Genomic DNA, 19,399 nt, shown 5'->3' on the forward strand with positions numbered 1-19,399 from the left:
GCCTTCATCCAGGACGCGTGCTTATGCGGTGCGGCGGCGGCGGACCAGAGCCACGCCAGCGCCAGTCAACGCCCCAACGGCTCCCCACATGATCATCAGGAATGCGCGACGTGGGCTGTCGCGTTTAACCGGTTCTTCCGGCGTGCGCAGATAGCGATAGGTCTGGAAACGCGGATCCAGCGTCGGCCCGACGTTCAGCGTCGCCAGCATCGCCCGGTTCTGATCGTAGTCGATGTCATAGGTCGGCCCTACGGCCTGGAGATTCTCCAGTCGTGCCTGCAACATCGGGCGTCCCAGCATGAACAGTTCAGAATCCGGCAGCTCGTCTGCGGGAACATCCGTTTCGCTGCGAGAAATGTTGTGTTGCTCCGCCACCTGCAGCGCCTGCTGAACGCTGTGCACGCGGCGATCGAAAATGGATTTCGCTACCGCTTCCTGGCGCTTCACTTGCGCTTTCATCTGTACGGTGCGCGCCGCCCACGCGCCTTTCAGCTCATCGTTAAGATGGCTGGCGGCACGCTGACTGGCGAAGGCGATGTACTGACGCAGCAGGTTGTTGGCGTCCGGCGCGGTTTCCGCGATAAGCCGGATGTTATCGTTCTGATTGCGGGTGACGTCGCCTGCGGTGAACTGAATATTGTCGATAAATTCATCCAGCAGCGCGGCGTCGGCTTTACTGTTGCCGACTTTGCGCTGTTTGTAATAGTCCGTCTGCGACCAGAAATCGCGGCGGGTATCCCACGCCGAGAGCTGCATGATGAATTCTTTATAGGCATCGTCCATCACCGAGGGCTGATCCACCGGCGCCAGATTGGCTTTCACATCCAGATTGCGCAGAAACTGCTGTTGCGAATAGTAGCCGCCCAGCATGTTGACGGTGGGGCGGTCTGTGATTGCCATCGCGCTCCACTCTTGCCGCGCGAAGAACGTGTAAGTGAGAGCGATCAGCGCAAACAGTACGGCCATTCCGACTATCCAGAATTTCCCCGCCCACAGCGTTCGAAACAGACCCCGAATATCCAGTTCATTATCTGCCACTCCAGGTGGAGTGCCCGGCACTTTTTGGTTCATCACGTCCCCGTTTTTCTTTAATTAGCGGTGGGCTTGTTGCTTCCGCGCTTCATGCGACGCTTAACGCGTTTAATAAAGCGCGCCACTTTCCATGCCCGTTTAATACAGTAGCCGTAGAAGAAAAATGCTAGCAAGAATAATGCCAACATTACCCATTCAGGGATAATGTGCGCGGCATATTCCGACGCTACGCCAATGCCAGCCAGCAGCGCGGCGGCGAGCGTGATAAGGACAAACGCCTGACGAGAAGTAAAGCCGGCGCGCATGATCAGATGATGAATGTGCTGACGGTCCGGCGAGAAAGGACTCATGCCTTTACGCAGACGGCGATACATGATGGCTATCATATCCATCAGCGGAATCGCGATAATCCAGAGCGCGGTCACCGGGCTTATCGGATGCGTTTTCCCCTGTGTGGTTTCCAGCAGGATCCAGATAACGGTAAACCCGATAAGCGTACTGCCCGCATCGCCCATAAAGACTTTATATCGCCGCCCGAACGCGCCGAGGTTCAGCAGAATATAAGGAAGGATGGCGGCAATCATGGCGAAGCACCACATCGACAGGCTGGTCTGCCCGTCAAACCACAGGATCATCCCGATGGCCGCGAAGGAGACGCACGACAGCCCGCCCAGCAGACCATCGATACCGTCTACCATGTTAAAAGCGTTAATTGCCGCCCAGACGGCGAACAGCGTGAGGAAATACCCAAACGGCCCCAGCACCATCTCCCACGAGCCGAAAATATACCCGAGGCTTCGCAGGTACAGCCCGCCAACCGTCATCATCACCACGCCGATGACGGCCTGGATAACGGCGCGGATTTTCACGCTGATGTCATAACGGTCATCCAGCGCGCCGACAAACACCAGCACCCCGGCGCTCGCCAGGTATAACGCCGCATGAGGAATGTAGTAGTCCGCAATGGAGAAGGTGAAACAGATGCCTGCGTAGACGGAGATGCCGCCCACCAGCGGGATCAGCCCCTGATGGCGCTTACGGAAATTGGGCTTATCAACCAGACCAATCCTTTTGCCCAGCTTTCGTGCAAAAAAAAGAAAAACAAATGTGAATAAAAAAATACTGAGTAGCTCAGTACCAACGGTAACTAAATTCACAGTGTGCGCTCTCTGCAAACGTTAAGTCCGGAGGAAGTATAACTGCGGCAGTCAGGCTTTCTAAGCACTCCTCCGCCCCTCATCCCTGAACAGACTAATTATTATTCAGTAAGATAAACATAGCTCAGGCCAGATAAAAACTGACGCGCCTTTACTGAAATTAGTGTAAAGATCACGCCTGTTGCCTATCGTATAGAGCAACAAAGAAAAACGCCACGTCGTGACGTGGCGTTCCCCGAGTTCCCGCTGACTACGAACGTTTCATCATATCGAAGAATTCGTCGTTCGTTTTGGTCATCGCCAGTTTATTAATGAGGAATTCCATCGCGTCGATCTCACCCATCGGGTGAATGATTTTACGCAGGATCCACATTTTCTGCAGTTCTTCCTGAGTCGTCAGCAGCTCTTCTTTACGGGTACCGGAACGGTTGTAATCGATAGCCGGGAAGACGCGTTTTTCCGCGATCTTACGAGAGAGATGCAGCTCCATGTTACCGGTGCCTTTAAACTCTTCGTAGATAACTTCATCCATTTTAGAGCCGGTATCAATCAGAGCAGTCGCAATGATGGTCAGGCTGCCGCCTTCTTCCACGTTACGCGCCGCACCGAAGAAACGCTTCGGACGATGCAGGGCGTTAGCGTCCACACCACCGGTCAGCACTTTGCCGGATGCCGGCACGACGGTGTTGTAAGCGCGCGCCAGACGAGTGATGGAATCAAGCAGAATGATAACGTCTTTTTTGTGTTCAACGAGACGTTTGGCCTTCTCGATCACCATTTCGGCAACCTGAACGTGGCGGGAAGCCGGCTCGTCAAACGTGGACGCGACCACTTCGCCTTTCACCAGACGCTGCATCTCGGTCACTTCTTCCGGACGTTCATCAATCAGCAGCACCATCAGCACGCAATCCGGGTGGTTGTACGCGATGCTCTGCGCGATGTTCTGCAGCAGCATGGTTTTACCCGCTTTCGGCGGCGCCACGATAAGACCACGCTGACCGCGACCAATCGGCGAAGCCAGATCCAGAACGCGAGCGGTCAAATCTTCGGTCGAACCGTTGCCGCGCTCCATACGCAGACGCGAGTTGGCGTGCAGCGGCGTTAAGTTTTCAAACAGGATCTTATTACGTGCGTTTTCCGGTTTATCGAAGTTAACTTCGTTCACTTTCAGCAGCGCGAAGTAGCGCTCGCCTTCTTTCGGCGGACGAATCTTACCGGAGATGGTATCCCCTGTGCGGAGGTTGAAACGGCGGATTTGGCTGGGAGAAACGTAGATGTCGTCGGGACCGGCGAGATAGGAGCTGTCTGCAGAACGGAGGAAGCCGAAGCCATCCTGCAATATCTCCAGCACACCGTCGCCAAAGATATCTTCGCCACTCTTCGCGTGCTGCTTCAGGATGGCGAAAATAATATCCTGTTTGCGCATGCGGGCCAGGTTTTCCAGCCCCATATTTTCGCCGAGAGTAATCAGCTCAGAAACCGGCGTATTCTTTAATTCGGTAAGATTCATAGTGGTGGGTTCTTAAACTCGGGGTAAATCTCGAACGTAATGTTGTGAATGGTATGGCAGGGTCATCCATGCCTGTTAACGGGCTTCATCTCATGTCTGTTCGTTGCCTGGTTGCAGGTAAAGAACGCAGAACTGAAACGACAAGACGGAATGAGTGATAAGTCCCGGAGTTAATGCTCTTCTCGCCTACCGGTCTCGGTGTGGACATTGTCACGGGCGGGAAGCGTCGGGTATTACAAGATTCAAACTAAAAGGTAAGTTTAAATTGAAGTCAAAAATAAAGTTAGCATGACTGAAGCCGGGCGTCCAGCGGTCCTGAGTATTTAGGAACCGTGATCGCCCCGGCGGGGAACCATTACGCCAGGTTGGCGTCGAGGAACTCTTTCAGTTGGCCTTTAGACAGCGCGCCCACTTTGGTCGCTGCCACTTCACCATTTTTAAACAACAGCAGAGTCGGAATGCCGCGGATGCCGTATTTCGGCGCCGTGCCCGGGTTCTGGTCGATGTTCAGTTTGGCAACCGTCAGTTTGCCCTGATATTCATCAGCGATTTCATCAAGGATAGGGGCGATCATTTTGCACGGACCACACCATTCTGCCCAGAAATCAACCAGCGTCAACCCGTCCGCTTTAAGTACATCCGTGTCGAAACTGTCGTCAGTCAGGTGAATAATTTTATCGCTCATGTTTTACTCCAAAGATTAGGCCTGTCATGTTGGTGTAGCATTAACCAACATAAGGTTGACTTTATTTCACCGGATACGCTTTCGTAAAGCAATAGTTAGCTGATATTCTACCACACTATGAGCAAAACACACTTGACTGAACAGAAGTTTTCCGACTTCGCCCTGCACCCTGTCGTAGTTCAAGCCCTTGAAAAAAAAGGGTTTCATAACTGCACACCTATCCAGGCTCTGGCACTCCCGTTAACGCTCGCGGGCCGTGACGTTGCAGGGCAGGCGCAAACCGGTACCGGCAAAACGATGGCGTTTTTAACGTCAACGTTTCACTATTTACTCTCACACCCTGCGGCGGAAAATCGCCAGGTGAATCAGCCGCGCGCCCTGATTATGGCGCCGACCCGCGAACTCGCGGTGCAGATTCACTCCGACGCGGAACCGCTGGCGGAAGCCACCGGCCTTAAGCTGGGCCTCGCCTACGGCGGCGACGGCTATGACAAGCAACTGAAAGTGCTGGAAAGCGGCGTCGATATTCTTATCGGCACCACTGGCCGTCTCATCGATTACACCAAACAAAACCACGTCAACCTGGGCGCGATTCAGGTGGTGGTGCTCGACGAAGCCGATCGCATGTACGATCTGGGCTTTATCAAAGACATCCGCTGGCTGTTCCGTCGTATGCCAGCCGCCGCGCAACGTCTCAATATGCTCTTCTCCGCCACGCTCTCTTATCGCGTGCGTGAACTGGCGTTCGAGCAGATGAATAACGCGGAATATGTGGAAGTCGAACCGGAGCAGAAAACGGGCCACCGTATTAAAGAAGAGCTTTTCTATCCGTCTAACGAAGAGAAAATGCGCCTGCTCCAGACGCTGATTGAAGAAGAGTGGCCGGATCGCGCCATTATTTTCGCCAATACCAAACACCGCTGTGAAGACATCTGGGGCCATCTGGCGGCAGACGGTCACCGCGTTGGCCTGCTGACGGGCGACGTCGCGCAGAAAAAACGCCTGCGTATTCTTGATGAATTCACTCGTGGCGACCTGGACATTCTGGTTGCAACTGATGTCGCGGCGCGCGGCCTGCATATTCCTGCCGTCACCCATGTCTTTAACTACGACCTGCCGGACGACTGCGAAGACTACGTTCACCGCATCGGCCGTACCGGTCGCGCGGGTGCCAGCGGCCACTCCATCAGCCTTGCCTGTGAAGAGTACGCGCTGAACCTGCCAGCGATTGAAACTTATATCGGCCACTCGATTCCGGTGAGCAAATACAACCCGGATGCGCTGTTAAGCGAACTGCCGCCGCCAAAACGCCTGTCGCGTCCGCGCACTGGCAATGGCCCGCGTCGTTCCGGCGCGCCGCGTAACCGTCGTCGTACAGGATAAACGCGATGCCCGGCACAACCTCACTGTATGCGGCAATCGACCTCGGTTCGAACAGCTTTCATATGCTGGTGGTACGTGAGGTGGCCGGAAGCATTCAGACGCTCACGCGTGTGAAACGCAAGGTCCGCCTCGCGGCGGGCCTCAGCGCCGACAATACGCTCTCGGCGGACGCCATGGAGCGTGGCTGGCAATGTCTGCGTCTCTTCGCCGAACGGCTTCAGGATATCCCCGCAGCGCAAATCCGCGTGGTCGCGACCGCAACGCTGCGCCTTGCCACTAACGCCGATGAGTTTGTCGCCCGCGCCCAGGAAATCCTCGGCTGTCCGGTACAGGTCATTGCCGGTGAAGAAGAAGCCCGGCTTATCTATCAGGGCGTGGCGCATACCACTGGCGGCGACGATCGGCGTCTGGTGGTGGATATCGGCGGCGCCAGCACAGAGCTTGTAACCGGCACTGGCGCCCGCGCCACCGCTCTTTTCAGCCTGCCCATGGGCTGCGTGACTTTCCTTGAACGCTATTTCACCGACCGCAGCCTGACACAGGCGCATTTCGACAGCGCCGAACAGGCCGCGCGCGACGTGCTGCGCCCGGTTATCGCGCAGTTGCGCGGTCAGGGCTGGAAAATCTGTGTCGGCGCATCAGGCACCGTGCAGGCGCTGCAGGAAATCATGATGGCGCAGGGCATGGATGAGCGCATTACGCTTGCGAAGCTTCAGCAGCTAAAAGCGCGCGCCATACAGTGCGGACGTCTGGAAGAGCTTGAGATCGAAGGCCTGACGCTTGAGCGAGCGCTGGTCTTTCCGAGCGGTCTTGCCATTCTTATCGCCATTTTCAGCGAGCTTGAAATCGCCTATATGACGCTTGCCGGCGGCGCGCTGCGTGAAGGGCTGGTTTACGGCATGCTGCATCTCGCCGTGGAGCAGGATATTCGCAACCGTACGCTGAAAAATATTCAGCGCCGGTTTATGGTGGATATCAGCCAGGCCGGGCGCGTGGCACAGCTTGCCGGACGCTTCGCTGATAGCGTGGAAAACGAATGGGCGCTGGACGATCTCAGCCGTGCGCTGCTACACAGCGCCAGTCTGCTGCATGAAGTTGGCCTCGCGGTTGATTTCAAACGCGCGCCACAGCACGCGGCTTATCTGGTGAATAATCTCGATTTACCGGGCTTCACGCCCGCGCAGAAAAAGCTGCTGGCGACGCTGCTGCTGAACCAGACCGGTACGGTCGATCTTCCGGCGCTGCAACAGCAAAACGCGGTGCCGCTGCGCGTGGCCGAGCGCCTTTGTCGGCTGCTGCGCCTGGCGATTATCTTCGCCAGCCGTCGACGCGACGATATGCTGCCGGATGTGACGCTGACCGCACAGGGCGACACGCTGACCGCGACGCTCCCGCAGGACTGGCTCTGCGTGCATCCGCTGGGTGCCGAGATGTTAGAGCAGGAACAGCGCTGGCAAAGTTACGTGCACTGGCAGCTCGACGTGCAATAAACGCTAAACGCATAAAAAAACCGCCTTACGGGCGGTTTTTTTATTAGCGGTACGGTCAACTCAGCCGCCGCGCGCTTTCGCCAGCATCGCTTTGATGTTAGCGACATTCGCCTGGCCTTTCTGCATCCGCTCCTGCGCCGTCACGACTTTACGCTCAGTTTCCCACTGCAAATCGTCCTGCGGAAGCTCCAGCAGGAACCGGCTCGGCTCGGGGCGCACCAGCTCGCCATACTGTCGACGTTCTTTACAGAGCGTGAAGATAAGCTCTTTCTGAGCACGCGTAATGCCCACATAGGCGAGGCGGCGCTCTTCGTCGATATTGTCTTCATCGATGCTGCTCTGATGCGGCAGCAACCCCTCTTCCATCCCGACCAGAAAGACATACGGAAATTCGAGACCCTTTGAGGCGTGCAGCGTCATCAACTGGACCTGGTCGAGCTCTTCATCGCTCTCGCCGCGCTCCATCATGTCTCGCAGCGTAAAGCGCGTCACAACCTGCGTCAGCGTCATCGGCTCGTCGAGATCGGTACCTTCCAGCATTTCCGTCATCCAGCTGAAGAGCTGATTGACGTTTTTCATGCGCATTTCCGCCGCTTTCGGGCTCGGCGAGGTTTCAAAAAGCCAGGCTTCGTAATCGATGCCGCGAATGAGATCGCGCACCGCCGCGACGGGTTCGCGCTCGGACAGCACCGCCACCTCCTGTAGCCACTGCGTAAAGCGCGTCAGCGATTCATAACCGCGACCGGTGAGCGACTGGGAAAGCCCCATATCAAAACTGGCGGTGAATAAACTTTTATTGCGCTGGGTCGCCCATTCGCCGAGCTTTTGCAGCGTCGCCGGGCCGATTTCGCGCTTGGGGGTATTCACGATGCGCAGAAACGCGCTGTCGTCATCCGGATTGGTAAGCACACGCAAATAGGCCAGCAAGTCTTTAATTTCCGGGCGCGAAAAGAACGACGTACCGCCGGAAATGCGATACGGAATGCGGTTCTGCATCAGCATTTTTTCAAACACCCGTGACTGATGGTTGCCGCGATACAGGATCGCGTAATCTTTGTACTGGGTTTTATTGATAAAGTGATGCGCGATAAGCTCGCCGGTGACGCGCTCCGCCTCGTGTTCTTCATGATTGGCGGTGAGCACTTTCAACTCGGCGCCGTAGCCCAGCTCGGAAAAGAGCTTTTTCTCAAAGACATGCGGGTTATTGGCAATCAGAATGTTGGCTGCTTTAAGAATTCGCCCGGAAGAGCGGTAATTCTGCTCAAGCTTAATCACCTGTAATGCCGGAAAATCCTGGCTCAACAGCACCAGGTTTTGCGGCCTCGCGCCGCGCCAGGAGTAGATGGACTGGTCGTCGTCGCCCACTACCGTAAAGCGCGCGCGATTGCCTACCAGCAGCTTCACCAGCTCATACTGGCTGGTGTTGGTGTCCTGATATTCATCCACCAGCAGGTAACGAATGCGGTTTTGCCAGCGCTCGCGCACCTCTTCATTTCGCTGCAACAGCAGCGTCGGCAGCAGGATCAAGTCGTCGAAATCCAGCACATTACAGGCTTTCAGATGCGCGTCATACAGGCTGTAGCAGTGGGCGAAAATACGATCGCGTTCGCCGATAGCGCGCGCGGCGGCCTGTGGCGGGCTGAGCAGATCGTTCTTCCAGTTCGAAATGGTTGAAATAAGCTGCTGCAACAGCACTTTATCATTTTCGATCAGTCCTTCGGTCAGCTCTTTGATAAGCGCCATCTGATCGGTATCGTCAAATAACGAAAAGTTGGATTTCATGCCGAGCGCCGCGTATTCGCGCTTGATGATTTCAAGACCCAGCGTGTGGAAGGTCGAAATCATCAGCCCGCGAGCTTCTTTGCGCCCGAGCGTCTGGGCAACGCGCTCTTTCATCTCACGCGCGGCTTTATTAGTAAAAGTGACCGCCGCGATATGGCGCGCCTGATAGCCGCAGCCGCGGATCAGATGCGCGATTTTATTAGTGATAACGCGGGTTTTACCGGATCCAGCGCCCGCCAGCACCAGGCAGGGGCCAGTGACGAATTCGACGGCTTGTTGTTGGGCGGGGTTCAGACGCATAAGTTACTCAGTGAAAGTCAGAGGAGAAGGCGGCTCCCCACAGCAGGTACGGCAGTACGAAGGGAGAAAAACGCGTGGTAGTATAGCCAGCGTTATCAACCCCACTCAAGGCACGATCATGGCAAAAACAGCAGCAGCACTGCATATCCTTGTTAAAGAAGAAAAACTGGCACTGGATCTGCTGGAACAAATTAAAAACGGCGGCGATTTTGAAAAGCTCGCCAAGAAGCACTCGATTTGCCCGTCGGGTAAGAAAGGCGGCCACTTAGGCGAATTCCGTCAGGGCCAGATGGTGCCGGCTTTCGATAAAGTCGTGTTCTCCTGCCCGGTGCTGGAGCCAACCGGCCCGCTGCACACTCAGTTCGGTTACCACATCATCAAAGTGCTGTACCGTAACTAATCAAAAGGCCTTCTCTGCGAGAAGGCCTTTTTCTTTGGGGGCGGGTGGCTTATGAAAGCGGGTGCGCTACGCTTAACCGCCCTATGCTGGCTACAGGTCAAAAGGAGCGGTAACCCATTCCCTTAAGGATTTGGTTTGAGCAAGCCGGTAAGAGCGTGCATCCCCAGGAGCATAGATAACTATGTGCCTGGGATGTAAGAACGCTATCGGCGTCGCTGCGGGTCAAAAGATGACGGAGAATCAGCCAGCAACCGCGATACGCTTCATATCGGTCATATAACCGCGCAGCTTCTGCCCCACCTTCTCAATCTCGTGGCTGCGAATCGCGTCGTTAACGTCACGCAGTTGCGCGTTGTCCACCGCGGTGCCTTCTGTCGCTTTACCCAGATCGCCCGGCTGCAATTTGGTCATAAATTCTTTCAGCAGCGGTACGGCGGCATTGGCAAACAGATAGTTGCCATATTCCGCGGTATCCGAGATAACCACGTTCATTTCATACAGACGCTTACGGGCGATGGTGTTCGCGATAAGCGGCAGCTCATGCAGTGATTCGTAGTATGCGGATTCTTCAATGATGCCGGCATCGACCATGGTTTCAAACGCCAGCTCAACGCCCGCTTTCACCATGGCGATCATCAGCACGCCTTTGTCGAAATATTCCTGCTCGCTGATTTTGCCCTCAAACTGCGGCGCGTTCTCAAATGCGGTTTTGCCAGTCTCTTCGCGCCAGGTCAGCAATTTTTTATCGTCATTCGCCCAGTCCGCCATCATGCCGGAAGAGAACTCGCCGGAGATGATGTCGTCCATGTGTTTCTGGAACAGCGGCGCCATGATGGTTTTTAACTGCTCAGAAAGCGCGTAAGCGCGCAGTTTCGCCGGGTTAGAGAGACGATCCATCATCAGCGTAATACCGCCCTGCTTCAGGGCTTCGGTGATGGTTTCCCAGCCAAACTGAATCAGTTTTTCCGCGTAAGCCGGGTCAGTACCGTCTTCCACCAGCTTGTCGAAACACAGCAGAGAACCCGCCTGCAACATGCCGCACAGGATAGTCTGCTCGCCCATCAGGTCAGATTTCACCTCAGCGACGAAAGAAGATTCCAGCACGCCCGCGCGGTGGCCGCCGGTCGCTGCGGCCCAGGCTTTGGCAATCGCCATGCCTTCGCCTTTCGGATCGTTTTCCGGGTGAACCGCAATAAGCGTCGGCACGCCGAAACCACGTTTGTACTCTTCACGCACTTCGGTGCCAGGACACTTCGGCGCCACCATCACTACAGTGATGTCTTTACGGATCTGCTCGCCGACTTCAACGATATTGAAGCCGTGGGAATAGCCCAGCGCAGCGCCATCTTTCATCAGCGGTTGCACGGTACGCACTACGTCAGAGTGCTGTTTGTCCGGCGTCAGGTTAACCACCAGATCCGCCTGCGGGATCAGCTCTTCATACGTGCCGACCTGAAAACCGTTTTCCGTTGCCTTGCGCCAGGAGGCGCGCTTCTCGGCGATAGCTTCTTTACGCAGGGCATAAGAGACGTCCAGCCCGGAATCACGCATGTTCAGGCCCTGGTTGAGGCCCTGCGCGCCGCAACCCACGATGACTACTTTTTTTCCTTTGAGGAAGCCTGCCCCGTCGGCGAATTCGTCGCGCGCCATGAAGCGGCATTTACCCAGCTGCGCCAGCTGCTGGCGCAGATTCAAAGTGTTGAAGTAGTTAGCCATGGTGATACCTCGTGATGTTGTATTGTCTTATTGTTCGGTTAACTGCGTCGTCAAAAACGACGGTACAGATTTCAGGTTACAGGAAGGCGACGATTTCGCGAGCCAGGCTGCGCAGGGTTGCGAGCCGGGTCAGAGAAAGGCCGACACACCGGTGACCTGAAACCGGTAAAACCCACTATATGACAGGAAATTCGTTGCGGAAATTGATATATTGACAACATCACGTTGCGTTTTTCGCAACACGCACTCAAGGAGAGACCGCAGTGGATCTACGCGATCTGAAAATGTTCCTGCATCTGGCGGAGAGCCGCCATTTTGGCCGCAGCGCGCGCGCCATGCACGTGAGCCCGTCGACACTCTCACGCCAGATCCAGCGGCTGGAAGAGGATCTGGCTCAGCCGCTGTTTATTCGCGATAACCGCACCGTGACATTGACCGAAGCGGGTGAAGCGCTGCGTCAGTTTGCCCAGCAAACGCTGTTGCAGTATCAGCAGTTGCGGCATGCTATAGACCAGCAAGGGCCGACGCTTTCCGGCGAATTGCACCTGTTTTGCTCGGTAACGGCGGCATACAGCCATCTGCCGCCGATCCTTGACCGCTTTCGCGCCGAACACCCGTCGGTGGAAATTAAGCTAACGACAGGCGACGCCGCTGACGCGGTGGAGAAGGTCAATTCCGGCGAGGCCGATCTCGCGATCGCCGGCAAGCCCGAAGCGCTACCCGCCGCTGTCGCGTTCTCAATGCTGGAAAATCTTAGCGTGGTGCTCATTGCGCCCGCGCTGCCCTGCCCGGTACGCGCCCAGGTGTCAGCCCCGGAGCCCGACTGGACACAGGTGCCGTTTATCATGCCGGATCAGGGCCCGGTGCGGCGGCGTATTGAACTGTGGTTCCGTCGCCATAAAATCAGCAACCCGTTTATTTATGCGACTGTGGCAGGCCATGAGGCGATGGTATCAATGGTGGCGCTGGGCTGCGGCGTGGCGCTGATCCCGGAGGTGGTGCTGGAAAACAGCCCGGAACCGGTGCGCAACCGTGTACTCATCCTCGAGCGCAGCGATGAGAAAACGCCGTTCGAGCTTGGCGTCTGCGTACAAAAAAAGCGGCTGCATGAGCCGCTTGTTGAAGCCTTCTGGAAACTGCTGCCGGGTTATCGTTAACCTGCGAGGAAGAACCGGAACGCCGGGTTGCCAGTCTCGTCGTGGCACTCATAGCCAAGCTCGTTAAGCCGGGTTTCGAAATCCGGCTCATGCTCGCCAAGCTCAAAAGCCGCCAGCACACGGCCATAATCGGTGCCGTGGCTGCGGTAGTGAAACAGCGAGATGTTCCAGTGCGTACCGAGCGTATGCAGAAAACGCAGCAGCGCACCCGGCGCCTCGGGAAACTCAAAGCTGTAAAGCCGCTCGCGCAGCGGTCGTGAGGGCCGGCCGCCGACCATATAGCGCACATGCAGTTTCGCCATTTCGTCATCGGAGAGATCCACGACGCCGTAACCGTCGTCGGTGAGTTGCGCGATAATTTCATGCCGCTCCTCCAGCCCGCGGTTGATGCGCACGCCAACAAAAATGCAGGCGTCTTTGGCGTCCGCAAAGCGGTAGTTAAACTCCGTCACCGCGCGTCCGCCCAGCAACTGGCAAAACTTCAGGAAGCTGCCTTTCTCTTCCGGGATTGTCACCGCCAGCAGCGCCTCGCGCTGTTCGCCAAGCTCGCAGCGTTCAGAAACATAACGCAGCCCGTGGAAATTCACATTCGCGCCGGAAAGCACATGCGCCAGCCGTTCGCCGTGAATGTTATGCTGCGCCACATACTTTTTCATACCCGCCAGTGCCAGCGCGCCGGAAGGCTCCGCCACTGCCCGCACATCTTCAAAGAGATCTTTCATCGCCGCGCAGATGGCGTCACTGTCTACGGTAATGATGTCATCAAGGTACTCCTGACAAACGCGGAACGTTTCATCGCCAATACGCTTGACTGCCACGCCTTCAGCGAAAAGCCCCACGCGCGGCAAATCGACCGGATGTCCGGCGTCGAGCGCCGCCTTCAGGCAGGCGGAGTCGGCCGCTTCCACGGCAATCACTTTGATCTGCGGCATGAGCTGTTTGATCAGCACCGCCACACCGGCAGCCAGACCGCCACCGCCCACCGGCACAAATACGCGATCGATATGCGCGTCCTGCTGAAGGAGTTCGAGCGCCAGCGTTCCCTGCCCGGCGATAACCGCCGGATGGTCGAACGGCGGCACGTAAGTAAAGCCTTGCTGTTGCGAAAGCGCAATCGCCTGCGCCTTCGCCTCATCGAAGTTAGCCCCATGAAGCAGCACCTCGCCGCCGAAGCCGCGCACCGCATCCACTTTGATATCCGCTGTGGTGACCGGCATCACGATGAGCGATTTAATGCCCAGCCGGGATGACGAGAGCGCCACGCCCTGTGCATGGTTGCCCGCTGACGCAGTAATCACGCCACGCGCTTTCTGCTCGCTGGTGAGATTCGCCATCATGGCGTAGGCGCCGCGCAGCTTAAAGCTGTGCACCGGCTGGCGGTCTTCGCGCTTCACCAGCACTACGTTGTTCAGCCGCGCCGACAGCTTCTCCATCTTCTGCAACGGCGTCACTTGCGCCACTTCATAAACCGGAGAGCGCAGCACCGCCCGCAGATATTCCGCCCCGCAGGGGGCGGTGGAAAGGGATTGCGACTCGGCCATGATTAGCCTCCCAGCTTCGATTTATCGCGCACAGCCCCTTTGTCGGCGCTGGTGGCGAGACTTGCGTAAGCGCGCAGCGCGAAGGAAACCTGGCGCTCGCGGCTGCGCGGCGTCCAGGCGTCAGCGCCACGCGCTTCCTGAGCTTCACGACGCACGGCCAGTTGCTGGTCGCTGACTTCAAGCTGAATGCCGCGATTCGGGATATCAATGGCAATCATGTCGCCGTCTTCAATCAACGCGATATTGCCGCCGCTGGCGGCTTCCGGCGAGACGTGACCGATAGACAGCCCGGATGTACCACCGGAGAAGCGGCCATCGGTGATGAGCGCGCAGGCTTTACCGAGCCCCATCGATTTCAGGAAGCTGGTCGGGTAGAGCATTTCCTGCATCCCAGGCCCGCCTTTTGGCCCTTCGTAGCGGATAACCACAACATCGCCCGCGACGACTTTACCGCCGAGGATCGCCTCTACGGCATCATCCTGGCTTTCATAGACTTTCGCCGGGCCACGGAAGACCAGGCTGCCTTCATCCACCCCAGCGGTTTTCACGATGCAGCCGTTTTCAGCGAAGTTGCCATACAGCACGGCCAGACCGCCGTCCTGGCTATACGCGTGCTCCAGCGAGCGAATACAACCTTCCCGACGATCGTCGTCCAGCGTGTCCCAGCGGCAGGATTGTGAAAACGCCTGCGTAGTGCGGATGCCTGCAGGGCCCGCACGATACATCTCTTTCACCGCGCTATCCTGCGTGAGCATGATGTCATATTCCTCAAGGGTCTGCGGCAGCGTCAGACCCAGCACGTTATTGACTTCGCGGTTCAGCAGGCCTGCGCGATCCAGTTCGCCGAGAATGCCGATAACCCCACCCGCACGATGAACATCTTCCATATGGTATTTCTGGGTACTCGGCGCAACTTTACACAACTGCGGCACTTTGCGGGAAAGACGGTCGATGTCGCTCATCGTAAAGTCGATTTCCGCTTCCTGCGCCGCCGCCAGCAGATGCAGAACGGTATTGGTGGAGCCACCCATGGCGATATCGAGCGTCATGGCATTTTCAAACGCCGCTTTGCTCGCAATATTGCGCGGTAATACGCTGGCGTCGTCCTGCTCATAATAACGTTTGGTGAGTGAAACGATGCGTTTGCCCGCGTTGATAAAGAGATCTTTGCGGTCAGCATGGGTCGCCAGCAGCGAGCCGTTGCCCGGCTGCGACAGGCCCAGCGCCTCCGTCAAACAGTTCATGGAGTTGGCGGTAAACATGCCAGAGCAGGAGCCGCAGGTCGGGCAGGCGGAGCGTTCCACCTGATCGCTCTGCTCGTCACTGACGTGCGGGTTCGCGCCCTGAATCATCGCGTCGACCAGATCGAGTTTAATTATCTGATCAGAGAGTTTAGTTTTACCGGCTTCCATCGGGCCGCCGGAGACGAAAATCACCGGAATGTTCAGCCGCAGCGAGGCCATCAACATCCCTGGGGTGATTTTGTCGCAGTTAGAGATACAGACCATGGCGTCTGCGCAGTGGGCGTTCACCATGTATTCCACGGAGTCAGCGATGAGCTCGCGAGACGGCAGTGAATAAAGCATGCCGCCGTGCCCCATGGCGATGCCGTCATCAACCGCGATAGTGTTGAACTCTTTCGCCACGCCACCCGCTGCCTCGATTTGCTCCGCAACCAGTTTGCCCAGATCGCGCAGATGAACATGGCCCGGCACGAACTGGGTAAAAGAGTTCACAACCGCGATAATCGGCTTGCCAAAATCGGCGTCGGTCATTCCCGTGGCGCGCCATAAAGCGCGGGCACCCGCCATGTTGCGGCCGTGCGTGGTGGTGGCAGAACGGTACTTAGGCATGCTTTTTTCACTCCAGTCTCTACAAAAGCCGGGCGGCTTATGCCGCCCGTGCAGGTGTTATTGTGCTTACGGGTTAACTTGATCCAACCAGCCCCATTTATCTTCGGTCTCGCCGGTGAACAGGCCGAAGAACGCCTGCTGAACGCGTTTAGTGACCGGACCACAGCGGCCTTCACCTACCTGAATGCCGTCTACGCTGCGTACCGGCGTGATTTCCGCTGCGGTGCCGGACATAAAGACTTCATCCGCCAGATACAGCGATTCACGCGAGAGCACCTGCTCGCGAACTTCAATGCCCATCTCTTTGGCGAGCTTGATGATAGCGTCGCGGGTGATGCCCGGCAGCGCGGAAGAGGTAAACGGCGGGGTATAAATCACGCCATCTTTTACTTCAAACAGGTTTTCGCCCGCCCCTTCAGAGATGTAGCCGTTCACGTCCAGCGCAATACCTTCCTGGTAGCCATGACGACGCGCTTCGCTACCGACCAACAGAGAGGAAAGGTAGTTGCCACCCGCTTTTGCCGCAGTAGGAATAGTGTTTGGCGCCGCGCGGTTCCAGGAGGAGACCATCGCATCGATCCCCTGATCCAGCGCTTCCGCGCCCAGGTACGCCCCCCACGGGAACGCGGCGATGATGACATCAGTGGTGTAGCCCGCAGGCGGGTTAACACCCATACCCACATCGCCCACAAAAACCAATGGACGGATGTACGCGCTGGTCAGTTTATTTTCGCGAATCACCTGGCGACAGGCTTCCATTAACTCATCAACGGACTGGCTGACCGGAAAGCGGTAAATCTTGGCGGAATCATGCAGGCGCTGCATATGTTCACGATGGCGGAATACCACCGGCCCCTTGTGCGAATCGTAGCAACGGATCCCTTCAAAGACTGATGTACCGTAGTGCAACGCATGAGACATGACGTGAACCTTTGCTTCGCCCCAGGGAACCATCTCGCCGTTGAACCAAATGTAATCAGCTTTTTTTGTCGTCATTTTTCTTCTTCCTTTTGCGCTCAGGCGCGGATTTGTTGTGATGTGGGTTGCTGGATCTCGACGCAGGCGACATCGACCAGTTTGCTTAACTGACTAAACAGTAATTCGACTGGACGAGGGCTGGCAACGGTCAGCTCAATATTTATATTTTCCGCATTAGCGCCGGTCGCCATATTCATGGCGCAAATTTGAAAACCACGGTGACGCACCACGCGCAGCACACGTTCCAGGGTTTCCGGGCGAAAGCGAGCCTGTACGGCGAGTTGATGTTGCATCATGATATTTTCTCCAGCATTTGTGAGTTGCTGGCGCCGGGAGGCACCAGAGGCCAGACGTTTTCAGCTTCGTCGATCGAAACGTGCAGCAGATAAGGGCCTTCGCTGCTCAGCATGGCTTCCAGCGCCGCTTCCACCTGGTCTTTACGAGTAATACGCTGACCATTAATGCCAAAGGCGCTGGCCAGCGTCAGGAAATCGGGGTTATCGGACAGATTCGTTTCGCTGTAGCGCTCCGAGAAAAAGAGCTGTTGCCACTGACGCACCATCCCCAGACGCTGGTTATCCAGCAGCACAATTTTCAGCGGCAGTTGCTTGCGCTTCACGGTGCCCAGCTCCTGGATATTCATCATGAACGAGCCATCACCGGTCACGCAGATGACAGTATCGTCCGGACGGGCCACCTGCGCGCCTACCGCTGCTGGCAACCCAAAGCCCATCGTGCCAAGGCCGCTTGAGGTAATGAAATTTTCCGGGCGGCTGAAACTCATATGCTGCGCCGTCCACATCTGATGCTGGCCTACGTCTGTCGTCACGACGCTGTTTGCTGGCTTGCGGTCTGAGAGCTGTTTTAACAATAACGGCGCAAAAATCGCTTCACCCGGATGTTCATAGCGCCAGTCATGTTCACGCCGCATTGCCGCGACCTGATCGCGCCAGGCATTAATCTCCATTGGACGCTGCAGCGCGGGCAGTAAGGCGTTAAGATCGCCCGGCAACGCGACATGCGCCTGACGCAGCTTGTTGAGTTCCGCCGGATCGATATCCATATGGATAACTTTGGCATGAGGCGCAAAGGTATTCAGTTTGCCGGTAACGCGATCGTCAAAGCGCGCGCCGACGGCTATCAGTAAATCACACTCCTGGACCGCCAGGTTCGCAGCTTTAGTGCCATGCATCCCCAACATACCGAGGTACCATGGGTAGCTCGCTTCTACTGCACCCAGTCCTTTCAACGTTACTGCACAGGGGATTTTCGTCTGTGCCATAAATTCACGTAGGGCTGGCACCGCCTGCGCCATACCAACGCCGCCCCCCACATAAAGCATCGGCTTTTCAGCCAGGCTCATCAACGCGCGTGCCTGCTCCAGTTCTGCCTGCGGTAACACGGAGGTGTCTTCAACACTGGAAAGCCACGGTTCAAGCTCTGCGCTGGCGAGCTGGATATCTTTGGGTATATCGATCAGTACTGGCCCCGGGCGACCTGAACGCGCCAGATGAAAAGCGTGCGCCATAATTTCCGGCAGCTCTTCCAGCGACTCGACGAGGAAACTGTGTTTGGTGCAGGCGAGTGATAAACCAAGAACATCCACTTCCTGGAAAGCGTCAGTGCCGATAAGCGGCGCTGCGACCTGCCCGGTAATAGCCACAACGGGAACCGAATCCAGCAGCGCATCCGCGAGGCCCGTGATCAGGTTGGTCGCGCCTGGCCCGGAAGTTGCGATGCAAACGCCGGTTTTGCCCGTGGCACGCGCATAACCGATCGCCGCCATTGCAGCGCCCTGTTCATGCCGACACAGTAGGTGTTCCACGCCGCCGTCGTATAACGCATCGTAAACCGGCATTATCGCCCCGCCCGGATAGCCAAAAACCGTATCCACTCCCTGAGCTCGCAAAGCATGCACCACCCACTGCGCACCATTCATAGTCAGTTCCCCGCCTTACAATGCGGACAACAGAATTTTATGCTACTACTCATTCTCTGTTCCTCGCTTAAGTTTTAGGTCATAAAAAAACCCCCGGACCTTTCGGTGCGGGGGTTTTCGATGATTCAGCCTTGATTTCTAAGCCTTTCTTCTTCCGAGTGCAGCCCCGCACGGTGGGTTAATAATCACCACCACGCTAATCACGACTAGGCTAATCACTAGTAGAAGGGTTGTCATTTCTGTATGTGCTTACGTCATATTCGAAGGAATACCTAAAGAGTTATCACAGAGAACAAAGCTGTGACAAGAAATATTTATGACGTATTACTGAAATACATTCATGAAATCTATTAAAACCCCAACGTAATCAACCAGTAGTGTTAACTGAAATTTTTTCAGGATTTTTAGCGAAACGGAGTTATGCCGCAACGTCCTTTTAAAAACTTATTACTCTTTTGCGAGACGTCTCGAATGAA

General features: G+C 56.3%; 16 protein-coding genes. 4 read left to right on the forward strand and 12 right to left on the reverse strand.

Translation table 11 applies throughout. The features are described from left to right. Positions 1–21 precede the first annotated feature (21 nt). The 4 genes from wzzE to trxA form a co-directional block, all read right to left on the reverse strand. Positions 22–1,071, reverse strand: coding sequence for an ECA polysaccharide chain length modulation protein (wzzE, locus tag AFK63_RS17355; protein ID WP_038865860.1), 1,050 nt, complete (start codon positions 1,069–1,071; stop codon positions 22–24). Between the two features lie 17 nt (positions 1,072–1,088). After that, positions 1,089–2,189, reverse strand: coding sequence for a UDP-N-acetylglucosamine--undecaprenyl-phosphate N-acetylglucosaminephosphotransferase (gene wecA, locus AFK63_RS17360; RefSeq protein ID WP_038865863.1), 1,101 nt, complete (start codon positions 2,187–2,189; stop codon positions 1,089–1,091). Positions 2,190–2,439: 250 nt separating this feature from the next. After that, on the reverse strand, positions 2,440–3,699 hold the full coding sequence (gene rho, locus AFK63_RS17365; RefSeq protein WP_004386383.1) for a transcription termination factor Rho: 1,260 nt from the start codon (positions 3,697–3,699) through the stop codon (positions 2,440–2,442). Positions 3,700–4,054: 355 nt separating this feature from the next. After that, on the reverse strand, positions 4,055–4,384 hold the full coding sequence (gene trxA / locus AFK63_RS17370) for a thioredoxin TrxA (protein ID WP_004386384.1): 330 nt from the start codon (positions 4,382–4,384) through the stop codon (positions 4,055–4,057). A gap of 117 nt (positions 4,385–4,501) precedes the next feature. Between trxA and rhlB the strand changes: the two genes are divergently transcribed. Then, positions 4,502–5,767 (forward strand): ATP-dependent RNA helicase RhlB, encoded by a 1,266-nt coding sequence (gene rhlB / locus AFK63_RS17375; protein ID WP_007717015.1) that lies wholly within the window; start codon positions 4,502–4,504, stop codon positions 5,765–5,767. 5 nt (positions 5,768–5,772) lie between these two features. Continuing rightward, complete coding sequence (gppA, locus tag AFK63_RS17380) at positions 5,773–7,257, forward strand: guanosine-5'-triphosphate,3'-diphosphate diphosphatase (RefSeq protein ID WP_038865867.1); 1,485 nt, start codon at positions 5,773–5,775, stop codon at positions 7,255–7,257. A gap of 60 nt (positions 7,258–7,317) precedes the next feature. On the opposite strand, the gene rep is transcribed toward gppA, so the two are convergent. After that, positions 7,318–9,339 carry a DNA helicase Rep gene (gene rep / locus AFK63_RS17385; protein WP_038865869.1) on the reverse strand — a complete coding sequence of 674 codons (2,022 nt, stop codon included), beginning with the start codon at positions 9,337–9,339 and terminating at the stop codon, positions 7,318–7,320. A gap of 118 nt (positions 9,340–9,457) precedes the next feature. Between rep and ppiC the strand changes: the two genes are divergently transcribed. Beyond that, positions 9,458–9,739 carry a peptidylprolyl isomerase PpiC gene (gene ppiC / locus AFK63_RS17390; protein ID WP_001140255.1) on the forward strand — a complete coding sequence of 94 codons (282 nt, stop codon included), beginning with the start codon at positions 9,458–9,460 and terminating at the stop codon, positions 9,737–9,739. A gap of 240 nt (positions 9,740–9,979) precedes the next feature. Here ppiC and ilvC read toward each other — a convergent pair whose 3' ends face one another. Beyond that, entirely contained in the window at positions 9,980–11,455 is a 1,476-nt protein-coding gene (ilvC, locus tag AFK63_RS17395) for a ketol-acid reductoisomerase (protein WP_038865872.1), read from the reverse strand. Positions 11,456–11,739: 284 nt separating this feature from the next. On the opposite strand from ilvC, the gene ilvY reads away from it, so the two are divergent. Beyond that, positions 11,740–12,612, forward strand: coding sequence for an HTH-type transcriptional activator IlvY (gene ilvY, locus AFK63_RS17400; RefSeq protein WP_236613125.1), 873 nt, complete (start codon positions 11,740–11,742; stop codon positions 12,610–12,612). Here ilvY and ilvA read toward each other — a convergent pair. The 6 genes from ilvA to ilvL all read right to left on the reverse strand — a co-directional run bounded on the left by ilvA (position 12,609) and on the right by ilvL (position 19,160). Next, positions 12,609–14,153 (reverse strand): threonine ammonia-lyase, biosynthetic, encoded by a 1,545-nt coding sequence (ilvA, locus tag AFK63_RS17405; protein WP_038865874.1) that lies wholly within the window; start codon positions 14,151–14,153, stop codon positions 12,609–12,611. The two genes, ilvY and ilvA, sit on opposite strands and share 4 nt — an antisense overlap. A gap of 2 nt (positions 14,154–14,155) precedes the next feature. Next, entirely contained in the window at positions 14,156–16,006 is a 1,851-nt protein-coding gene (ilvD, locus tag AFK63_RS17410; protein WP_038865876.1) for a dihydroxy-acid dehydratase, read from the reverse strand. Between the two features lie 66 nt (positions 16,007–16,072). Further along, positions 16,073–17,002, reverse strand: coding sequence for a branched-chain amino acid transaminase (locus AFK63_RS17415; RefSeq protein WP_038865879.1), 930 nt, complete (start codon positions 17,000–17,002; stop codon positions 16,073–16,075). Positions 17,003–17,022: 20 nt separating this feature from the next. After that, positions 17,023–17,280, reverse strand: coding sequence for an acetolactate synthase 2 small subunit (ilvM, locus tag AFK63_RS17420; RefSeq protein WP_004387277.1), 258 nt, complete (start codon positions 17,278–17,280; stop codon positions 17,023–17,025). Continuing rightward, a complete protein-coding gene (ilvG, locus tag AFK63_RS17425; protein ID WP_038865881.1) occupies positions 17,277–18,923 on the reverse strand; it encodes an acetolactate synthase 2 catalytic subunit in 1,647 nt (548 codons plus the stop codon). Before ilvG ends, ilvM begins: the two co-directional genes overlap by 4 nt. Before the next feature lie 138 nt (positions 18,924–19,061). Next, a complete protein-coding gene (gene ilvL / locus AFK63_RS20805; protein WP_071601137.1) occupies positions 19,062–19,160 on the reverse strand; it encodes an ilv operon leader peptide in 99 nt (32 codons plus the stop codon). Positions 19,161–19,399 lie beyond the last annotated feature (239 nt).

This window comes from Cronobacter muytjensii ATCC 51329 (assembly GCF_001277195.1).
Lineage (GTDB): Bacteria > Pseudomonadota > Gammaproteobacteria > Enterobacterales > Enterobacteriaceae > Cronobacter > Cronobacter muytjensii.

What these genes read in the sequence shown, in the direction of transcription:
- wzzE (WP_038865860.1), bottom strand. Translation starts at nt 1,071, where the DNA reads ATGAACCAAAAAGTGCCGGGCACTCCACCTGGAGTGGCAGATAATGAA.
- trxA (WP_004386384.1), bottom strand. Translation starts at nt 4,384, where the DNA reads ATGAGCGATAAAATTATTCACCTGACTGACGACAGTTTCGACACGGAT.
- ppiC (WP_001140255.1), top strand. Translation starts at nt 9,458, where the DNA reads ATGGCAAAAACAGCAGCAGCACTGCATATCCTTGTTAAAGAAGAAAAA.
- ilvA (WP_038865874.1), bottom strand. Translation starts at nt 14,153, where the DNA reads ATGGCCGAGTCGCAATCCCTTTCCACCGCCCCCTGCGGGGCGGAATAT.
- AFK63_RS17415 (WP_038865879.1), bottom strand. Translation starts at nt 17,002, where the DNA reads ATGACGACAAAAAAAGCTGATTACATTTGGTTCAACGGCGAGATGGTT.
- ilvY (WP_236613125.1), top strand. Translation starts at nt 11,740, where the DNA reads ATGTTCCTGCATCTGGCGGAGAGCCGCCATTTTGGCCGCAGCGCGCGC.
- rep (WP_038865869.1), bottom strand. Translation starts at nt 9,339, where the DNA reads ATGCGTCTGAACCCCGCCCAACAACAAGCCGTCGAATTCGTCACTGGC.
- gppA (WP_038865867.1), top strand. Translation starts at nt 5,773, where the DNA reads ATGCCCGGCACAACCTCACTGTATGCGGCAATCGACCTCGGTTCGAAC.
- ilvL (WP_071601137.1), bottom strand. Translation starts at nt 19,160, where the DNA reads ATGACAACCCTTCTACTAGTGATTAGCCTAGTCGTGATTAGCGTGGTG.
- rho (WP_004386383.1), bottom strand. Translation starts at nt 3,699, where the DNA reads ATGAATCTTACCGAATTAAAGAATACGCCGGTTTCTGAGCTGATTACT.
- ilvM (WP_004387277.1), bottom strand. Translation starts at nt 17,280, where the DNA reads ATGATGCAACATCAACTCGCCGTACAGGCTCGCTTTCGCCCGGAAACC.
- ilvD (WP_038865876.1), bottom strand. Translation starts at nt 16,006, where the DNA reads ATGCCTAAGTACCGTTCTGCCACCACCACGCACGGCCGCAACATGGCG.
- rhlB (WP_007717015.1), top strand. Translation starts at nt 4,502, where the DNA reads ATGAGCAAAACACACTTGACTGAACAGAAGTTTTCCGACTTCGCCCTG.
- ilvG (WP_038865881.1), bottom strand. Translation starts at nt 18,923, where the DNA reads ATGAATGGTGCGCAGTGGGTGGTGCATGCTTTGCGAGCTCAGGGAGTG.
- ilvC (WP_038865872.1), bottom strand. Translation starts at nt 11,455, where the DNA reads ATGGCTAACTACTTCAACACTTTGAATCTGCGCCAGCAGCTGGCGCAG.